The 26,610-nt window shown below is 53.9% G+C and carries 27 protein-coding genes and 1 other RNA gene; 16 read left to right on the forward strand and 12 right to left on the reverse strand.

Annotated features, from left to right (window positions below):
* Window positions 1-13 precede the first annotated feature (13 nt).
* Together hemF and amiA are read right to left on the reverse strand one after the other, a co-directional pair.
* Complete coding sequence (gene hemF / locus AC07UY_RS11795) at window positions 14-913, reverse strand: oxygen-dependent coproporphyrinogen oxidase (protein WP_494660973.1); 900 nt, start codon at window positions 911-913, stop codon at window positions 14-16.
* Window positions 914-915: 2 nt separating this feature from the next.
* Window positions 916-1,785, reverse strand: coding sequence for an N-acetylmuramoyl-L-alanine amidase AmiA (gene amiA / locus AC07UY_RS11800; RefSeq protein WP_276294414.1), 870 nt, complete (start codon window positions 1,783-1,785; stop codon window positions 916-918).
* Between the two features lie 337 nt (window positions 1,786-2,122).
* Here amiA and AC07UY_RS11805 point away from each other — a divergent pair, with 337 nt between their 5' ends.
* The 4 genes from AC07UY_RS11805 (at window position 2,123) to yfeX (ending at window position 4,617) form a co-directional block, all read left to right on the forward strand.
* Entirely contained in the window at window positions 2,123-2,548 is a 426-nt protein-coding gene (locus AC07UY_RS11805; RefSeq protein WP_192612996.1) for a GNAT family acetyltransferase, read from the forward strand.
* Entirely contained in the window at window positions 2,535-2,984 is a 450-nt protein-coding gene (locus AC07UY_RS11810; RefSeq protein ID WP_494660972.1) for a DUF2919 domain-containing protein, read from the forward strand. Before AC07UY_RS11805 ends, AC07UY_RS11810 begins: the two co-directional genes overlap by 14 nt.
* Window positions 2,985-3,044: 60 nt before the next feature.
* Window positions 3,045-3,620, forward strand: coding sequence for an RpoE-regulated lipoprotein (locus tag AC07UY_RS11815; protein WP_494660971.1), 576 nt, complete (start codon window positions 3,045-3,047; stop codon window positions 3,618-3,620).
* A 97-nt stretch (window positions 3,621-3,717) separates the two neighbouring features.
* Window positions 3,718-4,617: a porphyrinogen peroxidase gene (yfeX, locus tag AC07UY_RS11820; protein WP_494660970.1), complete on the forward strand. Its 900-nt coding sequence runs from the start codon at window positions 3,718-3,720 to the stop codon at window positions 4,615-4,617.
* Between the two features lie 128 nt (window positions 4,618-4,745).
* On the opposite strand, the gene murP is transcribed toward yfeX, so the two are convergent.
* Window positions 4,746-6,170 carry a PTS N-acetylmuramic acid transporter subunit IIBC gene (gene murP / locus AC07UY_RS11825; protein WP_494701193.1) on the reverse strand — a complete coding sequence of 475 codons (1,425 nt, stop codon included), beginning with the start codon at window positions 6,168-6,170 and terminating at the stop codon, window positions 4,746-4,748.
* Window positions 6,171-6,497: 327 nt separating this feature from the next.
* On the opposite strand from murP, the gene ucpA reads away from it, so the two are divergent.
* The 6 genes from ucpA (at window position 6,498) to cysM (ending at window position 12,386) form a co-directional block, all read left to right on the forward strand.
* On the forward strand, window positions 6,498-7,289 hold the full coding sequence (gene ucpA / locus AC07UY_RS11830; RefSeq protein ID WP_203360491.1) for an SDR family oxidoreductase UcpA: 792 nt from the start codon (window positions 6,498-6,500) through the stop codon (window positions 7,287-7,289).
* A 304-nt stretch (window positions 7,290-7,593) separates the two neighbouring features.
* A complete protein-coding gene (locus AC07UY_RS11835; RefSeq protein WP_494660969.1) occupies window positions 7,594-8,610 on the forward strand; it encodes a sulfate ABC transporter substrate-binding protein in 1,017 nt (338 codons plus the stop codon).
* Window positions 8,611-9,444, forward strand: a complete 834-nt coding sequence (gene cysT / locus AC07UY_RS11840; protein WP_192612989.1) for a sulfate/thiosulfate ABC transporter permease CysT — start codon at window positions 8,611-8,613, stop codon at window positions 9,442-9,444. It begins immediately after the preceding gene.
* Window positions 9,444-10,319: a sulfate/thiosulfate ABC transporter permease CysW gene (gene cysW, locus AC07UY_RS11845; RefSeq protein WP_494660968.1), complete on the forward strand. Its 876-nt coding sequence runs from the start codon at window positions 9,444-9,446 to the stop codon at window positions 10,317-10,319. The genes cysT and cysW overlap by 1 nt, the downstream gene beginning before the upstream one ends.
* Window positions 10,309-11,406, forward strand: coding sequence for a sulfate/thiosulfate ABC transporter ATP-binding protein CysA (cysA, locus tag AC07UY_RS11850; RefSeq protein WP_494660967.1), 1,098 nt, complete (start codon window positions 10,309-10,311; stop codon window positions 11,404-11,406). Before cysW ends, cysA begins: the two co-directional genes overlap by 11 nt.
* Window positions 11,407-11,474: 68 nt before the next feature.
* Entirely contained in the window at window positions 11,475-12,386 is a 912-nt protein-coding gene (gene cysM, locus AC07UY_RS11855; RefSeq protein ID WP_494701192.1) for a cysteine synthase CysM, read from the forward strand.
* A gap of 32 nt (window positions 12,387-12,418) precedes the next feature.
* Here the strand turns inward: cysM and AC07UY_RS11860 are convergent, their stop codons facing one another.
* Both AC07UY_RS11860 and ptsJ read right to left on the reverse strand, forming a co-directional pair.
* The gene (locus AC07UY_RS11860) at window positions 12,419-13,135 is read right to left on the reverse strand and encodes a type 1 glutamine amidotransferase (protein ID WP_494701191.1); all 717 of its coding nucleotides are present in this window, start codon (window positions 13,133-13,135) and stop codon (window positions 12,419-12,421) included.
* A gap of 13 nt (window positions 13,136-13,148) precedes the next feature.
* Window positions 13,149-14,444, reverse strand: coding sequence for a MocR-like B6 salvage transcription factor PtsJ (gene ptsJ, locus AC07UY_RS11865; RefSeq protein WP_494701190.1), 1,296 nt, complete (start codon window positions 14,442-14,444; stop codon window positions 13,149-13,151).
* A gap of 82 nt (window positions 14,445-14,526) precedes the next feature.
* Here ptsJ and pdxK point away from each other — a divergent pair, with 82 nt between their 5' ends.
* Both pdxK and AC07UY_RS11875 read left to right on the forward strand, forming a co-directional pair.
* Complete coding sequence (pdxK, locus tag AC07UY_RS11870; protein ID WP_494701189.1) at window positions 14,527-15,393, forward strand: pyridoxine/pyridoxal/pyridoxamine kinase; 867 nt, start codon at window positions 14,527-14,529, stop codon at window positions 15,391-15,393.
* On the forward strand, window positions 15,390-15,629 hold the full coding sequence (locus tag AC07UY_RS11875; protein WP_494701188.1) for a cytoplasmic protein: 240 nt from the start codon (window positions 15,390-15,392) through the stop codon (window positions 15,627-15,629). The genes pdxK and AC07UY_RS11875 overlap by 4 nt, the downstream gene beginning before the upstream one ends.
* 138 nt (window positions 15,630-15,767) lie before the next feature.
* On the opposite strand, the gene crr is transcribed toward AC07UY_RS11875, so the two are convergent.
* The 5 genes from crr to cysZ all read right to left on the reverse strand — a co-directional run bounded on the left by crr (window position 15,768) and on the right by cysZ (window position 20,649).
* On the reverse strand, window positions 15,768-16,277 hold the full coding sequence (crr, locus tag AC07UY_RS11880; RefSeq protein ID WP_008803873.1) for a PTS glucose transporter subunit IIA: 510 nt from the start codon (window positions 16,275-16,277) through the stop codon (window positions 15,768-15,770).
* 40 nt (window positions 16,278-16,317) lie between these two features.
* Window positions 16,318-18,045 carry a phosphoenolpyruvate-protein phosphotransferase PtsI gene (gene ptsI / locus AC07UY_RS11885; protein WP_494660961.1) on the reverse strand — a complete coding sequence of 576 codons (1,728 nt, stop codon included), beginning with the start codon at window positions 18,043-18,045 and terminating at the stop codon, window positions 16,318-16,320.
* Between the two features lie 44 nt (window positions 18,046-18,089).
* Window positions 18,090-18,347: a phosphocarrier protein Hpr gene (gene ptsH, locus AC07UY_RS11890; protein WP_004936458.1), complete on the reverse strand. Its 258-nt coding sequence runs from the start codon at window positions 18,345-18,347 to the stop codon at window positions 18,090-18,092.
* 384 nt (window positions 18,348-18,731) lie between these two features.
* On the reverse strand, window positions 18,732-19,703 hold the full coding sequence (gene cysK / locus AC07UY_RS11895) for a cysteine synthase A (protein ID WP_203360501.1): 972 nt from the start codon (window positions 19,701-19,703) through the stop codon (window positions 18,732-18,734).
* Between the two features lie 184 nt (window positions 19,704-19,887).
* Window positions 19,888-20,649 (reverse strand): sulfate transporter CysZ, encoded by a 762-nt coding sequence (cysZ, locus tag AC07UY_RS11900; RefSeq protein ID WP_494660960.1) that lies wholly within the window; start codon window positions 20,647-20,649, stop codon window positions 19,888-19,890.
* A gap of 230 nt (window positions 20,650-20,879) precedes the next feature.
* Here cysZ and zipA point away from each other — a divergent pair, with 230 nt between their 5' ends.
* From zipA to AC07UY_RS11915, 3 genes are all read left to right on the forward strand, one after another.
* Entirely contained in the window at window positions 20,880-21,869 is a 990-nt protein-coding gene (gene zipA / locus AC07UY_RS11905; protein WP_494660959.1) for a cell division protein ZipA, read from the forward strand.
* Between the two features lie 71 nt (window positions 21,870-21,940).
* Entirely contained in the window at window positions 21,941-23,956 is a 2,016-nt protein-coding gene (ligA, locus tag AC07UY_RS11910) for an NAD-dependent DNA ligase LigA (protein ID WP_494660958.1), read from the forward strand.
* 1 nt (window position 23,957) lies between these two features.
* Window positions 23,958-24,176: a DUF3820 family protein gene (locus AC07UY_RS11915; protein WP_276294434.1), complete on the forward strand. Its 219-nt coding sequence runs from the start codon at window positions 23,958-23,960 to the stop codon at window positions 24,174-24,176.
* On the opposite strand, the gene AC07UY_RS11920 is transcribed toward AC07UY_RS11915, so the two are convergent.
* Window positions 24,173-25,171 carry a bile acid:sodium symporter family protein gene (locus tag AC07UY_RS11920; protein ID WP_494701187.1) on the reverse strand — a complete coding sequence of 333 codons (999 nt, stop codon included), beginning with the start codon at window positions 25,169-25,171 and terminating at the stop codon, window positions 24,173-24,175. The genes AC07UY_RS11915 and AC07UY_RS11920 overlap by 4 nt on opposite strands.
* An 89-nt stretch (window positions 25,172-25,260) precedes the next feature.
* Between AC07UY_RS11920 and AC07UY_RS11925 the strand changes: the two genes are divergently transcribed.
* Window positions 25,261-26,187 (forward strand): LysR family transcriptional regulator, encoded by a 927-nt coding sequence (locus tag AC07UY_RS11925; RefSeq protein WP_494660956.1) that lies wholly within the window; start codon window positions 25,261-25,263, stop codon window positions 26,185-26,187.
* A gap of 192 nt (window positions 26,188-26,379) precedes the next feature.
* Here AC07UY_RS11925 and AC07UY_RS11930 read toward each other — a convergent pair.
* A non-coding RNA gene (locus tag AC07UY_RS11930) (RtT sRNA) lies at window positions 26,380-26,513 on the reverse strand.
* Window positions 26,514-26,610 lie beyond the last annotated feature (97 nt).

Here is a 26,610-nt window from a genome sequence, read left to right on the forward strand (position 1 = left end):
CGCCATCCGGCAATCACACCCAATCGCGCACTTGAATAAACTCGCTTAAGGCGGCTTCCGGGCTGTCGGCTTCCGGTTGCCAGTCATATTCCCAGCGAACCAGCGACGGCATCGACATCAAAATGGATTCAGTGCGCCCGCCGGTCTGCAAACCAAACAACGTTCCTCTGTCCCACACCAGATTGAATTCTACGTAGCGCCCGCGACGATAGAGCTGGAAGTTACGCTCACGCTCACCCCAGGTCATCGTTTTGCGGCGCTCGACGATCGGCAGATACGCATCGCTATACCCTTTACCGACCGCCTGCATAAAGGCAAAACAACTGTCGAAATCCGGCGTGTTCAGGTCGTCAAAGAACAGCCCGCCAATACCGCGCTGTTCGTTGCGATGTTTCAGGAAGAAGTAGTCGTCGCACCATTTTTTATAGCGCGGGTAGACGTCATCGCCGAACGGCTGGCACACATCACGCGCCGTACGGTGCCAGTGAATGGCATCTTCTTCAAAGCCGTAGTAGGGCGTGAGATCAAACCCTCCGCCAAACCACCAGACCGGGTCCGCACCGGGTTTTTCAGCGATGAAAAAACGCACGTTGGCATGGCTGGTTGGAATGTACGGATTTAGCGGGTGTACCACCAGCGAGACGCCCATCGCTTCAAAGCTGCGCCCCGCCAGCTCAGGCCGGTGTGCAGTGGCGGAAGCAGGCATTGCATCGCCGTGAACATGGGAGAAATTGACGCCCGCCTGTTCAAAGATCCCACCGCTGCGCAACACCCGGCTGCGTCCGCCGCCACCCGCTTCACGCTGCCAGTTGTCTTCGACAAAGCTGGCGCCATCGACCGCTGACAATTGCTGGCAAATGTCATCCTGCAAACTCAGCAGGAACTGTTTCACGCGTTGTGCATCGGGTTTCATGGTTAACGTTTCTTCGAGTGGGCTTTCTGGTTATCGAACCAGTGAAAATAGCTGATCACGCCGTTGGCGATGGCGGTGGCAATTTTTTGCCGGAATGCGGCTGTGCCCAACAGGCGTTCCTCTTCCGGGTTGGTGATAAAGGAAGTCTCAACCAGCACCGACGGAATTGACGGTGATTTTAGCACCACGAACGCGGCCTGCTCTGTACTGCGCGTGTGCAGACGATGCACGGGTTTGATCTTCCTGAGAATATGCGACCCCAGCGTCAGGCTGTTTTTAATGGTGTCCGTCTGTACCAGGTCGAAAAGCACCTGCTGTAACAGATGATCTTTGTCGGTGGTTTTTTTGCCTGCGACTTCATCGGCGCGGTTCTCGCGATCGGAGAGGTATTTCGCCATGGCGCTACTGGCGCCGCGATTGGAAAGTGCGAAAACAGACGCGCCAGCGGCAGACGGGTTGGTAAAGCCATCGGCGTGAATGGACATGAACAGGTCAGCGCCGTGTTTGTGGGCAATCTCAACGCGATCGTATAACGGAATAAACGTGTCGCCGCTGCGGGTTAAACGCGCATCAATCCCCTGACCACGCAAGATTGAACGGACGTTTTTGGCGATAGCCAGTACCACGTGTTTCTCTTTCGAACCGTTGCGGCCAATGGCGCCGGTGTCGATTCCTCCGTGGCCGGGGTCGAGTACGACAACACGTCTGGCCCCCGCTTTTTTGGCCTTCGGCTTACTGTGACCATTGCTGGTTTTCAGCGGTTCTTCTTTGGCGATGGCGTTCGACATGCCTGACAGCGTCAGGGCAGCCAGCCCAGCTTTCAGCACCTGGCGGCGCGATGTGAGAGTTTTTAGTGGTTTAAAAGTGCTCATACGGCCTGAGTTGTAATAAAAATAAGTTCCAGATGTACCCGTCATACTTCAACTTGCATGTGCGTTGGCTGCGTTCGCTCACGCCAGTCACTGACTTTAGTCAGCTCCTGGAGATTCACTCACTTGCCACCTTCCTGCAACTCGAATTATTTAGGGTATGTATATCGTACCGTGTAATCCGTTACGACTGTTCAGGATGAGAATTGTTTTACGTTTCATTTCAATACGTGACAATGATCTATTATGCCATTTTTTTCACCGCTTCGCGTCAGATATTGGCTAAATCAGGCGATCGCGCCATAATCACTGTTTTTAACCCTAAAAGGTGACTCATACCATGGAGATACGCGTTTTCCGCCAGCAAGATTTCGAAGAGGTGATCACCCTCTGGGAGCGCTGCGATCTGTTGCGTCCATGGAACGATCCGGAAATGGATATCGAGCGCAAGGTGAATCATGACGTCAGCTTGTTCCTGGTCGCGGAGGTGAACGGTGAAGTTGTCGGCACGGTGATGGGGGGATACGACGGGCATCGCGGCTCGGCGTACTATCTTGGCGTGCACCCTGAGTTTCGCGGTCGCGGTATCGCCAATGCGCTACTGAACCGGCTGGAAAAAAAACTGATTGCCCGCGGCTGTCCGAAAATTCAAATCATGGTGCGGGACGAAAACGACGTCGTGCTGGGGATGTATGAGCGCCTGGGCTACGAGCACAGCGATGTGCTGATTTTGGGTAAGCGTTTGATTGAAGATGAAGAGTATTGAGTTTCATCCTGGCGACTATGACAGTCACGGACGTTTACGCCTGCCTTTTCTGTTCTGGTGCGTTCTGTTGCTACAGGCGCGCACCTGGGTATTGTTTGTGATCGCGGGTTCATCGCGTGACCAGGGCAATACGCTGCTTAATCTGTTTTATCCCGATCACGATTCTTTTTGGCTGGGGCTAATCCCTGGCGTACCCGCTGTGCTGGCGTTTTTACTCAGCGGGCGGCGCTTTGCGTTTCCGGTGCTGTGGCACAGATTTCGCGCGCTTTTGATTTTAGCCCAATCGGTGCTGCTTTGTTGGCAACCGGTATTGTGGTTGATGGGGGAGCCGGTCAGCGGCGTCGGGCTGGCGCTGGTCGTCCTGGATATCATCGCCCTTATCTGGCTGGTGACCCATCGGCGTTTACGCGTCTGTTTTGCCATTGAAAAAGAATAACGGCACTTTTTAACGAAGCCGGACTCCAACCAACGTTGATTAATAAAGAAAGGAAGTGAGATGAAATCGCTGCGTTTGCTTTTATGTGCGATGCCGCTGGCGCTGACCGGCTGTTCGACACTCTCGTCTGTAAACTGGTCCGCCGCAAATCCGTGGAACTGGTTTGGATCATCGACGGAAGTCACCGAACAAGGCGTTGGAACATTAACGGCGTCCACCCCGCTTGATGAAAGCGCCATTGCCGACGCGCTGGATGGCGACTATCGCCTGCGTAGCGGGATGAAAACGGATAACGGCAATGTTGTACGTTATTTCGAGGCGATGAAGGGGGACCAGGTGGCGATGGTGATCAACGGCGACCAGGGAACCATCAGTCGGATTGCTGTATTGGACAGTGAGATCCCGGCACACACCGGCGTTGAGATCGGTACACCGTTTAGCGACCTTTACAGTAAGGCATTCGGCAACTGCGAGTTGGCGTCTGGTGACGATAGCAACGCTGTTGAGTGTAAAGCGGAAGGAAGTCAGCACGTTAGCTATGTTTTTTCCGGCGAATGGAGCGGTCCTGAAGGGTTGATGCCCTCTGATGACACGCTGAAAAACTGGACGGTAAGCAAAATTATCTGGCGTCGTTAATTTGCGTCTGAACAAACCGCCCCGCAGAAAAAACGGTTACAATAGCCCCCATCAATAATGCCACCCAGTCGTGGCATTCTCATATTCAGGAGGAATAATGTCTCAGGTTCAGAGTGGCATTTTGCCAGAACATTGCCGTGCGGCGATTTGGATTGAAGCCAATGTTAAAGGGGAGGTTGATGCCCTGCGTGCGGCGAGCAAAGCGTTTGCCGACAAACTGGCAACCTTCGAAACAAAATTCCCGGATGCGCACTTAGGCGCCGTCGTGGCTTTCGGCAACAACACCTGGCGCGCCCTCAGCGGTGGCGTCGGCGCAGAAGAGCTGAAAGATTTTATCCCTTACGGTAAAGGTCTGGCGCCGGCAACGCAGTACGACGTGCTTATCCATATTTTGTCTCTGCGTCATGACGTGAATTTCTCCGTTGCGCAGGCAGCGATGGAAGCCTTTGGCGACTGCATCGACGTGAAAGAAGAGATCCACGGTTTCCGTTGGGTAGAAGAGCGTGACCTCAGCGGCTTTGTCGATGGGACGGAAAACCCGGCGGGCGTTGAGACGCGCCGTGAGGTTGCAGTCATTAAAGACGGCGTTGATGCGGGCGGCAGCTATGTGTTTGTTCAGCGTTGGGAGCACAACCTGAAGCAGCTCAACCGCATGAGCATTCACGATCAGGAAATGATGATTGGCCGCACCAAAGAAGCCAACGAAGAGATCGACGGCGACGATCGCCCGGAGACGTCTCACCTGAGCCGCGTGGATCTGAAAGAAGAAGGTAAAGGGCTGAAAATTGTCCGTCAGAGTCTGCCGTACGGAACGGCCAGCGGTACACATGGCCTCTATTTCTGCGCCTACTGCGCACGTCTGTACAATATCGAACAGCAGCTGTTGAGCATGTTTGGTGACACCGACGGTAAACGCGATGCCATGTTGCGCTTCACCAAACCGGTGACCGGCGGTTATTACTTTGCACCGTCTCTGGATCGTTTGATGGCGCTGTAAGGCGTTAATGACTTTACCGGTGGTGAAAGGCCAGTCAGTGATGTCACTGACTGGCCTTTTTGTTATTCACGTTTCAGCGTGGCACGGGCGGTAAAACTGAGGGCTACGCATCAGGTGATTATCGCTTTTTAATCCAGATTCACGTTACGGCAGCCAAAGAGAACCGTAAAAATAAATCCGGCAATGTATGAAACCAGCATGCCGCCTGCATACACCGCCATTGCAGGGAGGATCCCTTGCGCAGAGGTCATTAAGGGCAGAGCCACCAGACCGGAGGGGCCAAAGGCGCTGTTTAACCCCATCGGCAGACCGGACCAGGCCACCAGACCGATAAACAGACCACCGGCAGCGCCGCCGAAGCAGGCGGTGATAAAGGGTTTCATTCGCGGCAATGTGACGCCATAAATCAGCGGTTCGCCGACGCCGAGTAAACCTGGAATGATCGCACCGCGAACCTGACTGCGTAACGTGCTGTGTTTTTCTGCCCGCCAGTAGAGCGCCAGCGCGGCACCGACCTGACCCGCGCCCGCCATGGAAAGAATCGGAAACAGGCTGTTAAAACCCTGACTGCTCATTAACGCCAGATAGACGGGAATAAAGCCTTGATGGACGCCAAAGACGACCGAAATCAGAAAAAGCCCGGCGAGGACGGCACAGCCCAGCGGGTTGCTGTTGAGATGGATAAAGAGCCACGACATCCCTTCGAACAACCATCCGCCCAGCGGCATAATCACCAGATACGCCAGAATGGCGGTGATCACCAGGGTCAGCATGGAGGTCAGAAGCATATCCAGATCATCAGGCATAAAACGGCGAATCAGACCTTCAATGCGCGCGCTGGCCCAGGCGGCGATCAGAACGCCAATAATGTTGCCGCGCGGGTCTATCGTCAGCCCGAAGAAATCCTGAAGACCAGAGTAATAACCCGTGGTGGCGGCTGGGTTGTACCCCAGCAAGAACAGCGAGGCGATGATGGCGCCGTTAACCCCTGTGCCGCCAAAGGCTTGCGCGGCGTTGTAACCAATAAGAATGACCAGAAAGGTAAAGAGACCTTTGCTGAAGACCTTCATAAAGTTCAGCGCATCGGCAAGCGTGCCGGTCGCATCGGCCGGGACGTGCATCACGGTGCCGATGAGCGTTGCAATCCCGAGTAGCAGACCCGCGGCAATAAAACCGGGGATCAACGGGGTGAAAATAGTGGCAAACGTTGACAGAAATTGCTGAATCCCGGATGTCTGCTTCGCTTTAATCTGGCGTTTGTTCTGGGCCGCGATTTCCGCAGCATGCGGGGTCACCGTTTCGCCAAGCAACACGTTCATGGCATCTGCCGCGCGTTGCGCTTTACCCGGGCCAAAAATGACCTGCACCTGGTCATTAGAGATCACGACGCCTTTCACGCCCTCCAGCGTTTTAATGGCGGGATCTACCAGACTGCTGTCATGCACTGACAGCCGCAAACGGGTCATGCAGTTGCCGCATTTGGCAATGTTAGCCGCGCCGCCGACCTGGTCAAGGATGCGATTCAGGAGTTCATTACTGATGTCTTTTGCCATTCGCGTTATTCCTTAGAAGCGCAGTGAGCGCCTTCGGTAATCATCTTCTCAAATTGCATGATGTGTGTTTCCTTACAGGTTCGTTGTTACCCAGGCGAATAACTGGAATCATATATTTCATAGCATTAAACACAATGTGAATCATTGCATCCCTGCGCATAATCGAACGCCGTAGCCAGCTGATTAAGCGGCTGGGTAAATAGCGTGCTGATTTTTTACCTAAGATTTACCTGAATTAGTGAGCTGTTCCGCAGCACTTATTTGTTATTGCTGTATTTTCAGTGTTAATGGAGTGTAAGGCTCTGTATTCAAATGGAGAACATTGAAATGGGTAAACTCACGGGTAAAACAGCACTGATTACGGGCGCGTCACAAGGTATCGGCGAAGGGATCGCCAGAGTGTTTGCCCGCCATGGCGCGAACTTAATTTTGTTGGATATCTCCGATGAGATTGAAAAACTGGCGGACGAGCTAGGGGGCCGCGGCCATCGTTGTACGGCGGTTCATGCAGATGTCAGGGATGCCGCCTCTGTTGCCGCAGCCATTGCCCGCGCGAAGGCGACGGAAGGTAAAATTGATATTCTCGTCAACAACGCAGGCGTTTGCCGGTTAGGTAACTTTCTCGACATGAGCGAGGAAGACCGGGATCTACATATCGATATCAATATTAAAGGTGTCTGGAACGTCACCAAAGCCGTGCTGCCCGAAATGATCGAGCGCAACGACGGTCGCATCGTGATGATGTCTTCCGTGACGGGCGATATGGTTGCTGACCCGGGCGAAACCGCCTATGCCTTATCCAAAGCTGCACTGATCGGCCTTACCAAATCACTGGCCGTGGAGTTCGCGCAGGCGGGGATTCGTGTGAATGCTATCTGTCCCGGCTACGTGCGCACCCCGATGGCGGAAAGCATTGCCCGGCAGTCCAATCCGGATGACCCAGAGTCCGTGCTGACCGAGATGGCGAAAGCGATCCCGATGCGCCGCCTGGCGAGCCCGCTTGAGGTCGGTGAGCTTGCAGCTTTCCTCGCCTCCGATGAGTCCAGCTACCTGACGGGGACGCAAAACGTCATTGACGGTGGCAGCACGTTGCCGGAAAGCGTCAGCGTCGGTGTCTGATTGACACCCATAACCTCCTCACCGTCGGTGGGGAGGTGTTCTCTTATTCTCTTTTCAACTTTCAAATCATCAAACGGTATATAAAACCGTTACTCCTTTCACCCTGGTTATAAATATGATGGCAAATAGAAAGAGTCTGACCCATTAGGCTATTTTATTTGGCATTTTGACCCCGGGCAGTGCTCAGAATCCTCACGTACTCTGTGTACGCTCCGGTTCTTGCGCGCTGTCCGTGTCCAAACTGCCTGCAACAATTACGCCTAATGGGGCAGGCTCTACGTCATTAAATTTATAAGGGTGCGCAATGGCCGTTAACTTACTGAAAAAAAGAACCCTGACGCTGGTAGCAATTCTGTTACTGGCCACGCAGGCGCAGGCAACGGAACTGCTGAACAGTTCATACGATGTTTCCCGCGAACTGTTTGCCGCCCTGAACCCGCCGTTTGAACAGCAATGGGCGAAAGACAACGGCGGCGACAAGCTGACGATTAAACAATCTCATGCCGGGTCATCAAAACAGGCGCTGGCGATTTTGCAGGGTCTGAAAGCCGATGTCGTCACCTACAACCAGGTGACGGATGTGCAGATCCTGCACGATAAAGGCAAGCTTCTCCCGGCGGACTGGCAAAGCCGTCTACCAAATAACAGTTCACCATTCTATTCCACGATGGCGTTCCTGGTGCGCAAGGGCAACCCGAAGAACATCCACGACTGGAATGACCTGGTGCGCTCTGACGTGAAACTGATTTTCCCGAACCCGAAAACCTCCGGTAATGCGCGTTATACCTACCTGGCGGCCTGGGGTGCGGCGGATAAAGCCGATGGCGGCGATAAAGCCAAAACCGAGCAATTCATGACCCAATTCCTGAAGAATGTTGAGGTGTTTGACACCGGCGGTCGCGGCGCAACCACTACGTTTGTTGAACGTGGACTGGGCGATGTGCTGATAACGTTTGAGTCGGAAGTGAACAACATTCGCAAACAGTATGAAGCGCAGGGCTTTGACGTCGTGGTGCCGAAGGTGAATATCCTCGCCGAGTTTCCCGTGGCGTGGGTCGATAAAAACGTGAAGGCCAACGGCACTGAGAAGGCGGCGAAAGCGTATTTGAACTGGCTCTACAGCCCTGAAGCGCAGACCATCATTACTGATTTCTACTACCGCGTGAACAACCCGGAAGTGATGGACAAGCTGAAAGACAAATTCCCGCAAACCGAACTGTTCCGCGTGGAAGATAAGTTTGGCGACTGGCCTGCGGTGATGAAAACCCATTTTGTCAGCGGTGGCGAACTGGACAAACTGCTGGCGGCGGGGCGCTCGTAAATGTTAGCCGTCTCCTCCAGACGCGTGCTGCCCGGCTTTACCTTAAGTCTGGGCACCAGCTTGCTGTTCGTCTGCCTGATTTTGCTGCTGCCGCTCAGCGCGCTGGTGATGCAACTTTCTGAGATGAGCTGGGCGCAGTACTGGGAAGTGATCACCAACCCGCAGGTGGTTGCGGCCTATAAAGTCACGCTGTTGTCGGCCTTTGTGGCGTCGATTTTTAACGGTGTGTTCGGCCTGCTGATGGCGTGGATCTTAACCCGCTATCGCTTCCCCGGGCGCACATTGCTGGATGCGTTGATGGATCTGCCGTTTGCCCTGCCAACGGCGGTCGCGGGTTTGACGCTGGCGTCGCTGTTTTCGGTTAACGGTTTTTACGGCGAGTGGCTGGCGAAGTTTGATATCAAGGTCACCTATACCTGGCTCGGTATTGCGGTGGCGATGGCGTTTACCAGCATTCCGTTTGTGGTACGTACGGTGCAACCGGTGCTGGAAGAGTTAGGTCCGGAATATGAAGAAGCGGCAGAGACGCTCGGTGCGACCCGCTGGCAGAGTTTTCGCAAGGTCGTGTTGCCGGAGCTCTCTCCGGCGCTGGTGGCAGGCGTAGCGCTTTCCTTCACTCGTAGTCTGGGAGAATTCGGCGCGGTGATTTTTATCGCGGGCAATATCGCGTGGAAGACGGAAGTGACATCGCTGATGATTTTTGTTCGCTTACAGGAGTTTGATTATCCGGCGGCGAGCGCGATCGCGTCGGTGATCCTGGCCGCGTCGTTGTTACTGCTGTTTTCGATTAACACTCTGCAAAGTCGCTTTGGTCGACGTGTGGTAGGTCACTGATGGCGGACGTTACTCAATTAAAGCGCTATGACGCGCCCCGCATTAACTGGGGGAAATGGTTGCTGATTGGCGCGGGCATGCTGGTGTCCACGTTTATTTTGCTGGTGCCGATGATCTCTATCTTCGTGCAGGCATTCAGCAAAGGATTGATGCCGGTAATACAGAATTTGGCCGACCCGGACATGCTCCACGCCATCTGGCTGACCGTGCTGATTGCATTGATTGCTGTGCCGGTCAACCTGGTGTTCGGCGTGTTGCTGGCCTGGCTGGTGACGCGCTTTAACTTCCCGGGTCGCCAATTGTTGCTGACGCTGCTGGATATCCCGTTTGCCGTTTCGCCGGTGGTCGCCGGTCTGGTGTATCTGCTGTTCTACGGCTCTAACGGTCCGTTGGGCGGCTGGCTGGATGAGCATAACCTGCAAATTATGTTCTCCTGGCCGGGTATGGTGCTGGTTACTATCTTCGTCACCTGCCCGTTTGTGGTACGTGAACTGGTGCCGGTGATGCTAAGCCAGGGGAGTCAGGAAGACGAAGCGGCGATTTTACTCGGCGCCTCCGGCTGGCAAATGTTCCGCCGCGTGACGCTGCCGAATATCCGCTGGGCGCTGCTGTACGGCGTGGTGCTGACCAACGCCCGTGCGATTGGCGAGTTTGGTGCGGTGTCGGTGGTCTCCGGCTCGATTCGCGGTGAAACCCTGTCGCTGCCGCTACAGATTGAATTACTGGAGCAAGACTACAACGCTGTCGGCTCCTTTACTGCCGCCGCGTTACTGACGCTGATGGCGATTATTACCCTGTTTTTGAAGAGTATGTTGCAGTGGCGCCTGGAAAATCAGGAAAAACGCGCGCAACAGGAGGAAAATCATGAGCATTGAGATTGCCAATATTAAGAAGTCTTTTGGTCGCACCCTGGTGCTGAATGATATCTCACTGGATATTCCTTCAGGTCAGATGGTGGCTCTGCTGGGGCCGTCCGGTTCCGGAAAAACCACGCTGTTACGGATTATCGCCGGGCTGGAACATCAGTCCAGCGGCCATATTCGCTTCCACGGGACGGACGTCAGTCGCCTGCATGCACGCGATCGTAAAGTCGGTTTCGTGTTCCAGCACTACGCGCTGTTCCGCCATATGACCGTATTTGACAATATCGCCTTTGGCCTGACGGTGCTGCCGCGTCGTGAGCGCCCGAATGCGGCAGCGATTAAAGCGAAAGTGACAAAGTTGCTGGAGATGGTGCAACTGGCGCATCTGGCGGATCGCTTCCCGTCTCAGCTTTCCGGCGGGCAGAAACAGCGTGTGGCGCTGGCGCGCGCGCTAGCCGTGGAGCCACAAATTCTGTTGCTTGATGAACCGTTTGGCGCACTCGACGCTCAGGTACGCAAAGAGTTGCGTCGCTGGCTGCGTCAGCTGCATGAAGAGCTGAAATTCACCAGCGTCTTTGTGACGCACGATCAGGAAGAAGCCACCGAAGTGGCGGACCGCGTGGTGGTGATGAGCCAGGGCAATATTGAGCAGGCCGATGCGCCGGATCAGGTATGGCGTGATCCAGCGACCCGCTTCGTGCTGGAGTTTATGGGCGAGGTGAACCGCCTGCGAGGGACAATCCGCGGCGGGCAGTTCCACGTTGGGGCGCACCGCTGGCCGTTGGGCTATACACCGGCTTATCAGGGGCCTGTCGATCTGTTCCTGCGCCCGTGGGAAGTGGACATCAGTCGCCGCACCAGCCTTGACTCACCGTTGCCGGTACAGGTGCTGGAAGCCAGTCCGAAAGGTCACTACACCCAATTAGTTGTGCAGCCTTTAGGGTGGTACAACGAGCCGCTGACGGTGGTGATGCAGGGTGACGATGCGCCAGTCCGCGGCGAGCGCCTGTTCGTTGGGTTGCAAAATGCGCGGTTGTATAACGGCGAACAACGCATCGAAACGCGCGAAGCGGAGCTTGCTCTGGCTGAATCGGCCTGATAGGTTAATTCGTATGTTTATCGGCCGGGTAAGCGCAGCGCCACCCGGCTTTTTTATGAGCAGAAAACGTGAATACATTAGAACAAACCATTGGCAACACGCCGCTGGTTAAATTACAACGTCTGGGGCCGAACAACGGCAGCGAAATTTGGCTCAAACTGGAAGGGAATAATCCGGCGGGCTCGGTAAAAGATCGCGCCGCGTTATCGATGATTGTCGAGGCGGAAAAGCGGGGCGAAATCCAACCGGGCGACGTGCTGATTGAAGCGACCAGTGGCAACACCGGAATTGCACTGGCGATGATTGCCGCGCTGAAAGGCTATCGCATGAAGCTGTTAATGCCGGACAACATGAGTCAGGAACGACGCGCCGCCATGCGCGCTTACGGTGCTGAGCTGATCCTGGTCACCAAAGAGCAGGGGATGGAAGGGGCGCGGGATTTGGCGCTGGAAATGGCGAATTGCGGTGAAGGTAAGCTGCTGGATCAGTTTAACAATCCGGATAATCCGTACGCGCACTACACCACCACCGGTCCCGAAATCTGGCAGCAAACGTCCGGGCGGATCACTCATTTCGTCTCCAGTATGGGAACGACCGGCACCATTACGGGCGTGTCACGTTTTCTGCGTGAACAAGAGAAACCGGTGACGATTGTCGGGTTGCAGCCTGAAGAAGGCAGCAGTATTCCGGGTATTCGTCGCTGGCCGGCAGAATATATGCCGGGGATTTTCAACGCCTCGCTGGTGGATGAAGTTTTAGATATTCATCAGGACGACGCTGAAAACACGATGCGTGAACTGGCGGTGCGTGAAGGCATTTTCTGCGGCGTCAGTTCCGGCGGCGCGGTGGTAGGGGCGCTGCGCGTGGCAAAAGCGAATCCTGGTACGGTGGTCGTGGCGATCATCTGCGATCGCGGCGATCGCTATCTTTCGACCGGGGTCTTTGGCGAAGAGCACTTCAGCCAGGGAGCGGGAATCTAAGAACATCGCCCGGCAATGGCCGGGCATGTCTGTTATTTGCGATGTTTCTCGACCAACAGGTCCAGGAACTGCCATAGTTTTTCATTCATTTCCCGGTAATTCCATTCACGCATTTCCTCGTTTGAGCGAATAAAGCGCTTCCCTTTGGCTTCTGCCAGTTCCTGTTCGGAATGCTGAATCAGTCCTGCCACCGCTTCAGCGGTAAACTCCATATGGCACTGGAAACCATAAACAAAATTACCGTACTGCACGATTTGCCGTGGGCAGCCTGCGCTTGTGGCAAGTACCGTTGCCTGGTCGGTTAACCCCGGCATGTCGTTGTGCCAGTGACCCACCATCAACGGGGAGCCAAAGTGAGCAAGCAACGGATGCTGTTGACCTGCCTCGGTCAGCGTAATGGGATAATGGCCGATCTCTTTTTCCGGGCTTTGACACACTTTCGCCCCCAGCGCCTCGCCAATCAGCTGTGAGCCTAAACAGATCCCCACCACAATCCGTTGCGCGACAATGGCCTGGTTGATCAGGTGCTGCTCGGCCAGTGAGTCAAAATGTGGGCACTCAGCAAGCGTGGTGTGCGGTGACTGCGGCCCGCCAAAAACCACCAGCATATCGAAATCATCGGCGTTCGCGGGAATGGGCTCTCCGGTATAGACGCGAGACCAGGAGATGGCGTAACCGCGATCTTCAGCCCATTGCAGATATGCTCCGGTTGATTCGAACGACTCATGAACAACAAAATGAACTCGCACTTGTATTCTCCTGTTAGCGTTTCAGCGCCTGATGAATATCAGCCGCCAGTGTGTTGATGTCGCTGTCGCTGAGTGTCGACAGCGTAATGCGCAGGCCGTGGGCTGGCGTATTCACGGCAAACACTTCACCTTCACGCACCAGCCATCCTGATTTTGCCAATTTAAACGCAACCGTCTGACTTGCGTCATGCAGCGGTAGCCACAGATTCAGGCCGTCGCCGGGAGAGACGGAATCAATGCCCTGATGGCGTAATGCTGCCGCCAGTTTTTGCTGCTGAGAGGCATAAAACTGACGGGTATCATGAAGTGATTGCTGGTAGTCCTCGTCGGTCAGACAGGCGCAGACGAGATCCTGTAACAGATGGCTGACCCACTGACTGCCGGAGTTTAACCGTAAACGAAGCTTCGCCGAGGTAGCCGTATCACTGTAAACGATGGCGAGGCGCAGGTCCGGGCCGAGCGTTTTCGACATGGAACGCACCACGGCCCAATGTTGCGTTTCGCGGGCAATGACCGGATACCAGGGAGATGAAGAAAGCAGGGCGAAGTGATCATCAGCAATCACCAGCACTTGTGGGTAGCGAGCCAGAATGGCGTGTAACGCGGCCGCGCGCGATGCGCTCAGGCTGCATCCTGTTGGGTTGTGCGCCCGTGGGGTCAGAATAACGGCTCTTGCCCCTTTTTGCAGTGCCTGCTCCAGCCCTTCCGGCAGCATGCCTTCGCTATCGACAAGTACCGGAGCCGCGCCAAATCCGGCGTAACGGAGCATGCTGATGCTGCTTAAAAAGCAGGGGTCCTCCACCACCACACTGTCACCTGGCAGCAGGTGCGCACAGAGCAGGCGCTCAATCGCATCAATGGCACCGCTGGTAATATCGATTTCGCTAGCCTGAGGAGTTGCATCCTGCATCCAGTGCGCAGCCCATTTTTTGAGGTCAGGAGACACCGCCGCATCACCATACAGACGGGGCGACCTGTTTATCGCGGTGAAATAGCGGCTAAGATCGGGTAGACGCTGAGGATCAGGGTTACCGCCGGAGAGATCGGTTAGCGGTGTTCCCGGGTTGCTCCCTTCGAGTGCGACAGGCGATGGAGTGCCTTTGATCACCGTCCCGTTGCGTCCAAGGCTGACGGCAAGCCCGGAGGTGACCAGCCGCTTGTAAGCCGCCGCGACAGTATTGCGGTTGATCTCCAGCGCGGTCGCCAGTTCACGGACCGGCGGCAGCGTTTCGCCTGGCGTCAATTTGCCACTTGCGACATGTTGGCGAATATTGTCAAAAATTTCGTTGGCGGTTTTTCCGTCGATCATTATTGACCTATGACAAAATGAATTTTAGCATATGACGATAATAGTGAGGCGTGAGCCCGCTGTCCAGTGAGAGGAGAAGGCAATGGGGCAGGAGAGTGAAATACAGTCAGTGCTCTTCGACGATACACATCGGGCGATACAGACCGATATTGTCGCCGTTCAGTCACAGGTCGTTTATGGTAGCGTCGGCAACAGCATTGCGGTGCCTGCCATTAAAGCGCAGGGATTACGGGTGACTCCGGTCCCTACGGTACTGTTTAGCAATACTCCGCATTATCAGACGTTTTATGGCGGCATTATCCCTGCCGACTGGTTTCGCGGTTATCTTCAGGCGTTGAATGAACGTGACGCACTGCGCGAACTTAAAGCCGTGACCACCGGTTATATGGGAAGCGCAGAGCAGATCGAACTGTTGGCGCAGTGGCTGAAGACGGTCCGGGAGTCGCATCCTGATGTGTGTATTCTGGTGGACCCGGTGATAGGCGACACGGACAGTGGAATGTACGTGAAAGCGGAAATCCCCGCCGCGTATCGCCACCATCTGCTGCCGTTGGCGCAGGGACTGACACCCAACGTCTTCGAACTGGAGATACTCAGCGGGAAGCCGTGCGGCACGCTGGATGATGCCGTGATCGCCGCCAAATCGCTCCTTTCCGACACCTTGCAATGGGTGGTTATCACCAGCGCGCCGGGAGAAACCGATGAGACGATAAACGTTGCGGTGGTGACCGCCGATTCGGTGGATGTCATTGAACATTCACGGTTGAAAACCGATCTGAAAGGGACCGGCGATCTGTTCTGTGCGGAACTGGTGAGTGGTCTTGTGAAAGGGAAAACGCTGGTGGCGGCGACGAAAAGTGCTGCTCAGCGGGTGCTGAACGTCATGACCTGGACCCAGCAATGCGGTTGCGATGAACTGATACTGCCACCGGCAGGGGAGGCGCGATGAAGAGTTATCGGTTAGTCGTTCGCCAGCAGGGGCGTGTGGTCGGCCATTTCGAAACCAGCGGCCTTGAGGCGCTGGAAGACATTTGTGTGGCGCGTGCAATGTTCGGCGTTGCAGGAGGATATCAGTGCGAATTGCAGGTTGCTGATTCAGAGAAGCGTATTCTGGAAAGCGGTCCGGAAGGGATGAAAATCCTGATGCGTGAAAAGTGTTATCGCCCGGTGACCTCGCCATTGTGACCGCAGCACCGATGCCGGATGATCCAATTTCGTGGTGACAAATCGCGTAGGTCTGATAAGCGTCGCGCCATCAGACAGACCGGATGAAGTGTATAAAAAAATGGCGCCATCAGGCGCCATTCTTCACTGCGGCAAGAATTACTTCTTGATGCGGATAACCGGGGTTTCACCCACAGTCACGCTACCGGACAGTTTGATCAGTTCTTTGATTTCGTCCATGTTGGAGATAACAACCGGAGTCAGGGTAGACTTGGCTTTTTCTTCCAGCAGCGGCAAATCGAATTCAATAACCGGGTCGCCAACTTTAACGCGCTGGCCTTCTTCAGCGATACGCTTGAAACCTTCACCTTTCAGTTCAACGGTGTCGATACCGAAGTGAACGAACAGCTCAATGCCGCTATCAGATTCGATAGAGAACGCATGGTTGGTTTCAAAGATTTTGCCGATGGTACCGTCAACAGGCGCTACCATTTTGTTGCCAGTTGGTTTGATAGCGATGCCATCACCAACGATTTTTTCAGCAAAAACAACATCCGGCACGTCTTCGATATTGACGATCTCGCCAGAGAGCGGAGCAATAATCTCAATAGTTCCGGTGTCTTTCTTATCATCAGAAACCAGAGATTTCAATTTATCAAACAAACCCATGATCTTCTCCTAAGCAGTAAATTGGGCCGCATCTCGTGGATTAGCAGATTGTTTTTTCTTCAATGAACTTGTTAACCAGCGTCATTAACTCGTCCGTTGTCGGTTGAGCAAGAGCCTGCTCTGCTAACACCTTCGCATCTTCGAAGTTCGTGTTACGGATAATCTTCTTAATGCGCGGGATAGAAATGGCGCTCATAGAGAATTCGTCCAGACCCATCCCCAGCAACAGAAGTGTAGCACGTTCGTCGCCTGCAAGCTCACCACACATGCCAGTCCATTTGCCTTCCGCATGAGAAGCATCGATAACCTGCTTAATAAGCGTAAGGACAGACGGTGACATTGGCTGGTAAAGGTGTGAAATCATATCATTACCACGGTCAACTGCCAGAGTATACTGCGTTAAATCATTGGTACCGATACTAAAGAAGTCCACTTCTTTGGCTAAATGACGCGCAATCGTCGCGGCAGCCGGTGTTTCCACCATCACGCCAATCTCAATGCTCTCGTCAAAGGCTTTCCCTTCGTCACGCAGTTCCTGTTTGTAGATTTCGATCTCTTTGCGCAGTTCGCGTACTTCTTCAACAGAGATGATCATCGGGAACATGATGCGCAATTTACCGAAAGCAGACGCACGCAGGATGGCGCGAACCTGGTCACGCAGGATCTCTTTGCGATCCAGCGCGATACGCACGGCACGCCAGCCGAGGAACGGGTTTTCTTCTTTCGGGAAGTTCATGTACGGCAGCTCTTTGTCGCCGCCAATGTCCATGGTACGTACGATAACCGCCTGAGAGCCACACGCTTCAGCAACGGCTTTATACGCCGCAAACTGCTCTTCTTCAGTAGGCAGAGCGTCACGGTCCATGAACAGGAATTCGGTGCGGTACAGGCCAACACCTTCAGCGCCATTACGCTCGGCACCTTCAACATCACGTACAGTACCGATGTTAGCGCAAACCTCAACCTGATGACCGTCAAGCGTGATGGCCGGCAGATCTTTCAGTTTTGCAAGTTCGGCTTTCTCAGTCGCAACTTGCTCCTGAACGGCGCGCAGCTGTTCGATTTCTTCGTTCGTTGGGTTGACGTAAACCTGGTTGTTTACGGCATCCAGAATCAGATAGTCGTCATTTTTTACCTGAGCGGTAACGCTACCGGTACCTACGATGGCAGGCAGTTCCAGAGAACGCGCCATAATAGAGGTGTGCGAAGTACGGCCACCGGCGTCAGTAATGAAACCCAGCACCTTGTTCAGGTTCAGCTGTGCGGTTTCTGACGGCGTCAGGTCAGCCGCAACCAGGATAACTTCGTCCTGAATCGCGCTCAGATCGATAATTGCCAGACCAAGGATATTACGCAGCAGACGTTTACCGATGTCACGTACGTCAGCCGCACGTTCTTTCAGGTATTCATCATCCAGCTCTTCCAGGGCAGTGGCCTGACCTTCGATAATTTCATGCGCAGCTGCATCAGCCGTCATGTGTTTATCTTTAATCAGGGCTATGATTTCCTGCTCCAGCTCCTCATCTTCGAGCAGCATAATATGCCCTTCAAAGATGGCTTCTTTCTCTTCACCGAACGTTTCACCAGCTTTCGTTTTGATCGTTTCCAGCTGCGCAGATGCCTTGGCACGACCGCTCAGAAAACGTTCAACTTCCTGATCAACCTTGTCGGCAGAAATTTTTTTCCGGTCAATGACGATTTCGTCTTCTTTCAGCAGCAGTGCTTTGCCGAAAGCGATACCCGGGGATGCTAAAATGCCTGAAATCATAACCCTACCTTACTTGTGACTGATTTTTAAAAGAACCCGGAAAATTACTCGAGTTCCGCCATCAGTTTAACCAGATGTTCAACCGCTTTCTGCTCGTCTTCACCTTCCGCAGAGATGGTAACAACGGTGCCCTGAGTCAGACCCAGAGTCTGCAGTTTGAACAGGCTTTTTGCGCTAGCGCTTTTGCCATTGGAGGTCACGGTAATATCAGAAGTGAAGCCTTTCGCTTCTTTAACAAACTGAGCAGCAGGGCGGGTATGCAGACCGTTCGGAGCGGTAATGGTAACTTCTTGCTGGAACATTGTATTTCCCCAACTTATAGGTTTAGTGTTGTGGAACTAAAGTCTAGCCTGGCGGCTCAACTTTAGCCTGTATTGTTAGCGCCGGCGTAAACGGGGCACGACACAGTCGGTGTTCTACGCAATTCCGTTGCTGGCAACGTCTGGCCGCTGACGTTTCGCTCGTCATTAAACATTATGCCGCTAAAGGAAGACTTGAACCAAATCATAAAATCGATTCAGCTAGCGGTTTTCGTGTAACGATTAATTTCGCGCATCAAAATAATTAGTCTGGTTAAATACCAGACCCGGCAGGGTGAATCAATGCCAGGAGGAGTGAAACTTTGAAGCAGGCCACAAAAAAGCGCCCAAAAAGGCGCTTTTTTACGCGTTATTAACATGCTGGCATTACTGTTGCAGTTCCTTCTCAGTGAAGAGATCGGCAAACAACGCAGTGCTCAGATAACGCTCACCTGATGATGGTAATATAACCACAATATTCTTACCGGTAAAGGTCTCATCTTGCTGGAGCTTAAGCGCTGCAGCAACGGCGGCACCCGAAGAGATACCCGCAAGAATACCTTCTTCTTCCATCAGACGACGTGCGGTGGAAATAGCCTCATCATTGGTGATGCCGATAACTTTATCAATCAGTTTCAGATCCAGGTTACCGGGGATGAAACCCGCGCCGATACCCTGAATTTTGTGCGGGCCGGGTTTCAGTTCTTCACCTGCCAGCGCCTGAGCGATAACCGGAGAGTCCGTCGGCTCAACGGCAACGGTTACCAGATCCGTTTTGCCTTTCGTTCCCTTAATGTAGCGGGATACGCCGGTGAGCGTACCGCCAGTACCGACGCCGGAGATAAACACATCGACCTGACCGTCGGTATCTTCCCAAATTTCCGGGCCGGTGGTTTTTTCATGAATTTCAGGGTTTGCCGGGTTGCTGAACTGTTGGAGCAACAGGTACTTAACCGGATCGCTGGCGACGATTTCTTCAGCCTTCTGGATTGCGCCTTTCATGCCTTTGGCGCCTTCGGTCAGCACCAGATTTGCGCCCAGCGCTTTGAGTAGCTTACGACGCTCAATGCTCATGGTTTCCGGCATGGTTAACGTCAGTTTGTAACCACGAGCCGCCGCCACATACGCCAGAGCGATACCCGTGTTGCCGCTGGTCGGCTCAACCAGTTCAACGCCTGGTTTCAGCACGCCACGTTTTTCGGCATCCCAAATCATATTGGCACCAATACGGCATTTGACGCTGAAGCTCGGGTTACGTGATTCCACCTTCGCCAGAATGCGTCCGTTACCGATACGGTTCAGTCGAACCAGCGGCGTATGACCGATAGTCAGCGAGTTATCTTCAAAAATCTTACTCATGGCCTGTCCTTAACTGTATGAAATTGGGGTACAAGGGCTAGCATACCCGCTCAGAGAATATGCGGAAGTAAGGATTTAGCATATCTATATTCAGAAGGGAAATAATGGGGATCCGGATGGAATAAGGAGCGGCATAAGCCACTCCCTTTTCGCACAATTTTTTTACAAAGAGAAAAAAGATCAATTACTTCCAGAGTGCGTGTTTATCACGATAGCAATCCACCCACATTGCCGTCGCGCCGCAGACGGCAACCGGCATAATGAACAGGTTGAGCACGGGCAGCATAGTGAACAGACTGGTCATCGCGCCGAACTGCATATTGGTGACTTTTTTCGTACGCAGGGCGTTTCTCATCTCTTTGAACGGGACTTTGTGGTTGTCGAAGGGATAGTCGCAGTATTGAATCGCCAACATCCACGCACTGAACAAGAACCACAGTACCGGCGCGACGGTTTGCCCGATACCAGGAATAAAATAGAGAACCAGCAGAGCAATCGCGCGCGGGAGATACCACGCCAGTTTTTGCCATTCGCGTTTCATGATGCGCGGCACATCTTTCATGATACCAAGTACGCCAGTGTCGGGAGGCGTCGCCCCGGTTAAACGCGCTTCAAGCTGTTCGGCCAGCAAACCATTAAACGGCGCGGCTATCCAGTTGGCGAGCGTCGAGAAAAAATAGCCAAAAACCAGCAACACCGAGAGGACGATAATCGGCCACAGCAGGTAACTTAACCACTGCAGCCAGTCTGGTACATGGCTCATCAGCGAAGGTATCCAACTGTCCAGTTCGGTAAACAGCCACCAGAACGCGCTGCCCATCAACAAAATGTTGACCATCATAGGTAAAATCACAAAACGACGGATACCCGGTTGGGTGACCAACTTCCATCCCTGAGAAAAATAATAGAAACCACTGCGTGGCGCAGTTGCGGATGATGAAACCATAATCAGGACATGCTCCTTTTGTTTAAGCCCCGGCTAAACTTTGTCTATCTTACCGTGTTGTGGCCTGGTGGACAGTTAAGAAATGTTCGAAAAATCAGCAAAAAGTACAATTTCGTTCATCTTTATGCTGTGAAAGACAAGAGTCCACTTGCACTTGAGGTAATCGGCAAATACTCTTAGTGAGTAAATGTTTGCCGTGGTGGCAAGGTGTTAGAACAACAGAGAATATAATGATGCAGGATTTGCGTCTGATATTAATCATTGTTGGCGCGATCGCCATAATCGCTTTACTGGTACATGGTTTCTGGACCAGCCGTAAAGAACGATCTTCTATGTTCCGCGATCGTCCACTAAAACGCATGAAATCAAAACGTGACGACGAGTCGTTTGACGACGGTGTCGATCAAGACGACGAAGGCGTGGGTGAAGTTCGTGTTCACCGCGTAAATCATGCCCCGGGCAATGCGCAGGAGCATGACGCACCTCGCCAGCCGCCGCAACACCAGTACCAGCCGCCTTATGCGTCTGCGCAGCCGCGTCAACCGGCTCAGCAACCGCCTGGCGCGTCGGTACCGCCGCAGCATGCTCAGCCGCAGCCAGTACAACAGCCGCAACCGGTACAACCGCCAGTGCAGCATCAACCGGTACAACAACCGGCCGCGCCGCATGTGCAACCGGTTCAACAGCCTGTGCAGCCTGCGCCGCAAACATTCCAGCCTGCGGAACCCGTTGCCGAGCCAAAACCTCAGCCAGAACCTGTCGTGGAAACGCCGCCGCCAGCGCCTGAAAAACCGCAGCGCAAAGAAGCGGTCATTATCATGAACGTCGCGGCGCATCATGGCACCGAATTGAACGGTGATATCCTGCTGAATAGCATTCAGCAAGCCGGTTTTAAGTTTGGCGATATGAATATTTTCCATCGTCATTTAAGCCCGGATGGCAGCGGTCCTGCGTTATTCAGCCTGGCAAATATGGTGAACCCAGGGACGTTTGATCCTGAAATGACAGGTGATTTTACCACCCCTGGTGTGACGATCTTCATGCAGGTGCCGTCCTACGGCGATGAACTGCAAAACTTTAAGCTGATGCTGCAATCTGCACAGCATATCGCTGACGAAGTAGGCGGCGTGGTGCTTGACGACCAACGCAGAATGATGACCCCGCAGAAATTGCGTGAGTATCAGGACCGCATCCGCGAAGTGAAAGACGCTAACGCCTGATTCTACTAAGGCGTGACATTTCCTTTCTGAACCCCCGCCTGTCGGGGGTTTTTTATCATTGATGGTGCGATATGGAATCAATCGAACAACAACTGACAGAATTACGAACCGCGCTTCGCCATCATGAGTATCTTTACCATGTGATGGACGCGCCGGAAATTCCCGATGCGGAATATGACCGCCTGATGCAGACGCTGCGCGAACTGGAAGCAAAGCACCCGGAAATGGTGACGTCAGACTCGCCAACCCAGCGCGTCGGGGCTGCTCCGCTGGCGGCATTCAGTCAAATTCGCCATGAAGTACCGATGTTGTCACTGGATAACGTGTTTGACGAAGAGAGCTTTCTGGCTTTTAACAAACGCGTACAGGACCGGCTGAAAAGCACCGACAAACTGACCTGGTGCTGCGAACTGAAACTCGATGGCCTGGCGGTGAGCATTCTGTATGAAAACGGTGTGCTGGTCAGTGCGGCGACGCGTGGCGATGGGACAACCGGTGAAGATATTACCTCTAACGTGCGTACTATCCGCGCCATTCCGCTTAAACTGCGCGGCGACAATATTCCTGCGCGTCTGGAAGTGCGCGGTGAAGTCTTCCTGCCACAAGCCGGTTTTGAAAAGATTAATGAAGATGCCCGCCGTACGGGGAATAAAGTGTTCGCGAACCCGCGTAACGCGGCGGCAGGTTCATTGCGCCAGCTTGACCCGCGTATTACCGCGAAGCGACCGCTCACTTTCTTCTGCTATGGTGTTGGCGTACTGGAAGGAGGCGAACTTCCCGATACGCATCTTGGGCGTTTGCTGCAGTTTAAAGCATGGGGGCTTCCGGTAAGCGATCGGGTGACGCTTTGCGACTCCCCTGAGGCGGTACTGGCGTTCTACCACAAAGTGGAAGAGGATCGCCCAACGCTCGGCTTTGATATTGACGGTGTCGTGATTAAGGTCAATTCACTGGCGCTCCAGGAACAACTGGGCTTCGTGGCACGTGCGCCACGCTGGGCGGTGGCCTTTAAATTCCCCGCTCAGGAACAAATGACCGTTGTTCGTGACGTAGAATTCCAGGTTGGGCGGACGGGCGCAATTACCCCTGTGGCCCGCCTCGAGCCGGTGCAGGTGGCGGGCGTGCTGGTGAGCAATGCCACGTTGCATAATGCCGATGAAATTGAACGTCTCGGTTTACGCATTGGTGACAAGGTCGTTATCCGCCGCGCCGGGGATGTGATCCCTCAGGTGGTTAACGTGGTGCTTTCAGAGCGCCCGGAAGAGACGCAGGAAATTGTGTTCCCCACCCATTGCCCGGTCTGCCAGTCGGACGTCGAGCGTGTGGAAGGCGAAGCGGTTGCCCGCTGTACCGGTGGCCTGATTTGCGGGGCGCAACGTAAAGAATCACTTAAGCATTTCGTTTCACGTCGCGCCATGGACGTTGACGGTATGGGCGATAAGATCATCGACCAGTTGGTCGAGAAAGAGTATGTCCATACGCCCGCCGATCTGTTCACCCTGACGGCCGGTAAGTTGACCGGACTTGACCGTATGGGGCCGAAATCGGCGCAGAACGTGGTGAATGCGCTGGAGAAAGCCAAAGAGACGACCTTCGCCCGTTTCCTGTATGCGCTGGGTATTCGTGAAGTCGGCGAGGCGACCGCTGCCGGACTGGCGGCGTATTTCGGTACGCTGGAAGCGCTGGAAGCCGCCTCTCTGGAAGAGCTGCAAAAAGTCCCGGATGTGGGCATTGTGGTGGCCACTCACGTGTTCAACTTCTTCGCGGAAGAGAGCAACCGTGAGGTGATCGAACAACTGTTGGCGCGGGGCATTCACTGGCCTGCTCCGGTCGTTGTTAACGCGGAAGAGATCGACAGTCCGTTCGCCGGTAAAACGGTGGTACTGACCGGCAGCTTAAGCCAGATGTCCCGCGACGATGCCAAAGCGCGTCTGGTTGCGCTGGGAGCGAAGGTGGCAGGCAGCGTGTCGAAGAAAACCGATTTAGTGATTGCGGGCGAAGCGGCGGGTTCGAAGCTGGCGAAAGCGCAGGAACTGGGAATTGCCGTTATTGACGAAGCCGAAATGCTCCGTTTGCTGGGTGTCTGAGATGGAAAAAGAGCAGTTGGTCGAGATAGCCAATACGGTGATGCCGTTCGGCAAGTACCAAGGGCGTCGATTGATTGATGTGCCGGAAGAGTATTTGCTGTGGTTTGCCCGCAAGGATCAGTTCCCGGCGGGAAAATTAGGCGAGCTGATGGCGATCACGCTGTTGATTAAAACAGAGGGGCTGACGCAGTTGGTTCAGCCCCTGAAACGCCCGCTCTAAGCTTTCGCGGCGCGGTTTTCTTGCTGCGCCTGTAATGCCTCGGTCTGGCGCTTGTAGCGACGCGCCAGCACCGCGCACACCATCAGTTGAATCTGATGGAAGATCATCAGCGGCAGCACCATCATCCCAATCACTGAGGTCGGGAACAGAATGTTTGCCATTGGGATGCCGTTGGCGAGACTCTTTTTCGATCCGCAGAAAACAATCGTAATCTCATCCGCCTTGTTGAAACCGCATTTGCGGGCCACAAACATGTTGATTGCAATAACCATCGCCAACAACACGATGCTGACCACCACGATAAACAGCAGCGATCCCCAGCCCACTTTGTGCCAGATACCGTTCACAACCGCTTCACTGAAGGCAGAATAAACCACCAACAGGATTGAGGTTTGGTCGGTTTTACCAATCCACTTTTTATTGCGTGCCACCCAGTTGCCAATCCACGGGCGTGACAGATGCCCGAGCACAAACGGTAGCAGCAGTTGCAGCATGATTTTACCGACCTGCTCCAGGCTACCTTCTGCGCCGTGGATATTCATCACCAGGCCCACCAGAAGTGGCGAGAGGAAAATGCCCAGCAGGCTGGATGCGGATGCGGAACAGACCGCGGCGGCGACGTTACCGCCCGCCAGGGAGGTGAAAGCGATGGCGGACTGGACGGTAGCAGGAAGAATGCAAAGATAAAGAAAACCGGTATAGAGCATAGGGTCGACGTTAACCGGCGCCCACCAGGCAAATAACACGCCGATTATCGGGAACAGAACGAAGGTACTGCACATCACCCACAGATGAAGTCGCCAGTGGCTACCGCCAGCAATAATCGCTTCGCGAGAGAGTTTGGCACCGTGCATAAAAAACAGCAGTGCAATGGCGGCCGTGGTTAAACCTTCGAAGAAAGGAACAAAGCTGCCTTCGGCCGGAAAAAACGAGGCCAGCAATACGACGGTGATAAGGGTCACGGTAAACGGATCAAGGATACGAAAAATTTTCATAAATACTCCAGGAATCTGATGCTGGTATTTTGCGTTTTTCCATTTGAGAAATAAAATTGATTTATTGCATCTATATATGAACTGAATTAATGAATTACTCTCTGCGTCAACTCCGTATTTTTGTCACCGTCGCACAGGCGAAAAGTTTTAGCCGTGCGGGGGATATTATCGGTCTGAGCCAGTCGGCAGTCAGTCACAGTATTAAAGAGCTGGAGCGACAGACAGGCGTCAAACTGTTGGATCGCACAACGCGTGAAGTCGTTTTGACGGAAGCCGGGCAGCAACTGGCGACCCGTCTGGATCGGGTGTTGGATGAACTGCACAGCACCCTGCGTGAAGCGGGGAGGGTGGGCACACAGTTGACCGGCACGGTACGCGTGGCGGCCAGCCAGACCATCTCAGCGCATCTTATTCCGCAGTGTATTGCGCAAAGTAATCACCTTTACCCTGCGATTGATTTTGTTCTGCATGACCGTCCACAGCAGTGGGTGCTGGAGAGTATTCGTCAGGGGGACGTTGATTTTGGCATTGTTATCGATCCCGGCGCCGTGACGGACTTGCAGTGTGAAACCGTGTTGTCTGAACCGTTTTTGCTGCTCTGCCATCAGAATCATCCCTTCGCCAGGCGAGAGTGGGTGAGCTGGCAGGAGCTTGAGCATGAGCGGCTGGTATTGCAGGATTATGCTTCAGGCAGTCGACCATTGATTGACGCGGCATTGTCGCACTTTTCGATTGACGCCAATATCGTGCAGGAAATTGGTCACCCGGCGACGCTGTTTCCGATGGTGGAGGCGGGCATTGGTATCAGTGTATTGCCTGCGCTGGCATTACCGTTGCCACAGGGGAATCAATTACAGGTGAAGCGACTCACGCCTGTTGTGGAAAGACAACTCATGCTGGCCCGGCGGAAAAACAGGTCTCTTTCGACCGCCGCTCAGGCGCTCTGGGATGTGGTACGTATGCAGGCCAGTGAGCTCACCGCTGGTCGCGCGCAGGACCCGCTGTATCAGATCTAAATAGTGCAATCAGCGCCTTCCACCAGAATGCCAGTGTTTCAGCTGTTATTGTGCGGAAGGCATTGACGCAGTATAGGGGGCGGGTCAGGGCAGGTGGCCGTAGGTCTGATAAGTGAAGCGCCATCAGACAAGCAAGGTAAAGGTTCTAAATCGCAGATAGCAAAAAGGCGCCGCCAGCGCCCTCTTTTACATTGGTGGGGCGTGCAGGATGACTCGCTTCGCTCGCCCTTCGGGCCGTCGCCGCAAGCGGCTCCGTTGTCTCACTGCGTTCGACCCGAACCTGCAGCAGGTTCGAATCATTAAGTTCTGCGCATAGCAAAAAGGCGCCTTTAGGGCGCCTTTTTACATTGGTGGGGCGTGCAGGATTCGAACCTGCGACCAATTGATTAAAAGTCAACTGCTCTACCAACTGAGCTAACGCCC

This window comes from Citrobacter sp. GW821-FHT02E08 (assembly GCF_059421685.1).

Excerpts from the sequence above, each read along its gene's own strand:
- hemF (WP_494660973.1), bottom strand. The coding sequence starts at position 913 with ATGAAACCCGATGCACAACGCGTGAAACAGTTCCTGCTGAGTTTGCAG.
- amiA (WP_276294414.1), bottom strand. The coding sequence starts at position 1,785 with ATGAGCACTTTTAAACCACTAAAAACTCTCACATCGCGCCGCCAGGTG.
- AC07UY_RS11805 (WP_192612996.1), top strand. The coding sequence starts at position 2,123 with ATGGAGATACGCGTTTTCCGCCAGCAAGATTTCGAAGAGGTGATCACC.
- AC07UY_RS11810 (WP_494660972.1), top strand. The coding sequence starts at position 2,535 with ATGAAGAGTATTGAGTTTCATCCTGGCGACTATGACAGTCACGGACGT.
- AC07UY_RS11815 (WP_494660971.1), top strand. The coding sequence starts at position 3,045 with ATGAAATCGCTGCGTTTGCTTTTATGTGCGATGCCGCTGGCGCTGACC.
- yfeX (WP_494660970.1), top strand. The coding sequence starts at position 3,718 with ATGTCTCAGGTTCAGAGTGGCATTTTGCCAGAACATTGCCGTGCGGCG.
- murP (WP_494701193.1), bottom strand. The coding sequence starts at position 6,170 with ATGGCAAAAGACATCAGTAATGAACTCCTGAATCGCATCCTTGACCAG.
- ucpA (WP_203360491.1), top strand. The coding sequence starts at position 6,498 with ATGGGTAAACTCACGGGTAAAACAGCACTGATTACGGGCGCGTCACAA.
- AC07UY_RS11835 (WP_494660969.1), top strand. The coding sequence starts at position 7,594 with ATGGCCGTTAACTTACTGAAAAAAAGAACCCTGACGCTGGTAGCAATT.
- cysT (WP_192612989.1), top strand. The coding sequence starts at position 8,611 with ATGTTAGCCGTCTCCTCCAGACGCGTGCTGCCCGGCTTTACCTTAAGT.
- cysW (WP_494660968.1), top strand. The coding sequence starts at position 9,444 with ATGGCGGACGTTACTCAATTAAAGCGCTATGACGCGCCCCGCATTAAC.
- cysA (WP_494660967.1), top strand. The coding sequence starts at position 10,309 with ATGAGCATTGAGATTGCCAATATTAAGAAGTCTTTTGGTCGCACCCTG.
- ptsJ (WP_494701190.1), bottom strand. The coding sequence starts at position 14,444 with ATGATCGACGGAAAAACCGCCAACGAAATTTTTGACAATATTCGCCAA.
- pdxK (WP_494701189.1), top strand. The coding sequence starts at position 14,527 with ATGGGGCAGGAGAGTGAAATACAGTCAGTGCTCTTCGACGATACACAT.
- AC07UY_RS11875 (WP_494701188.1), top strand. The coding sequence starts at position 15,390 with ATGAAGAGTTATCGGTTAGTCGTTCGCCAGCAGGGGCGTGTGGTCGGC.
- crr (WP_008803873.1), bottom strand. The coding sequence starts at position 16,277 with ATGGGTTTGTTTGATAAATTGAAATCTCTGGTTTCTGATGATAAGAAA.
- ptsI (WP_494660961.1), bottom strand. The coding sequence starts at position 18,045 with ATGATTTCAGGCATTTTAGCATCCCCGGGTATCGCTTTCGGCAAAGCA.
- ptsH (WP_004936458.1), bottom strand. The coding sequence starts at position 18,347 with ATGTTCCAGCAAGAAGTTACCATTACCGCTCCGAACGGTCTGCATACC.
- cysK (WP_203360501.1), bottom strand. The coding sequence starts at position 19,703 with ATGAGTAAGATTTTTGAAGATAACTCGCTGACTATCGGTCATACGCCG.
- cysZ (WP_494660960.1), bottom strand. The coding sequence starts at position 20,649 with ATGGTTTCATCATCCGCAACTGCGCCACGCAGTGGTTTCTATTATTTT.
- zipA (WP_494660959.1), top strand. The coding sequence starts at position 20,880 with ATGATGCAGGATTTGCGTCTGATATTAATCATTGTTGGCGCGATCGCC.
- ligA (WP_494660958.1), top strand. The coding sequence starts at position 21,941 with ATGGAATCAATCGAACAACAACTGACAGAATTACGAACCGCGCTTCGC.
- AC07UY_RS11915 (WP_276294434.1), top strand. The coding sequence starts at position 23,958 with ATGGAAAAAGAGCAGTTGGTCGAGATAGCCAATACGGTGATGCCGTTC.
- AC07UY_RS11920 (WP_494701187.1), bottom strand. The coding sequence starts at position 25,171 with ATGAAAATTTTTCGTATCCTTGATCCGTTTACCGTGACCCTTATCACC.
- AC07UY_RS11925 (WP_494660956.1), top strand. The coding sequence starts at position 25,261 with ATGAATTACTCTCTGCGTCAACTCCGTATTTTTGTCACCGTCGCACAG.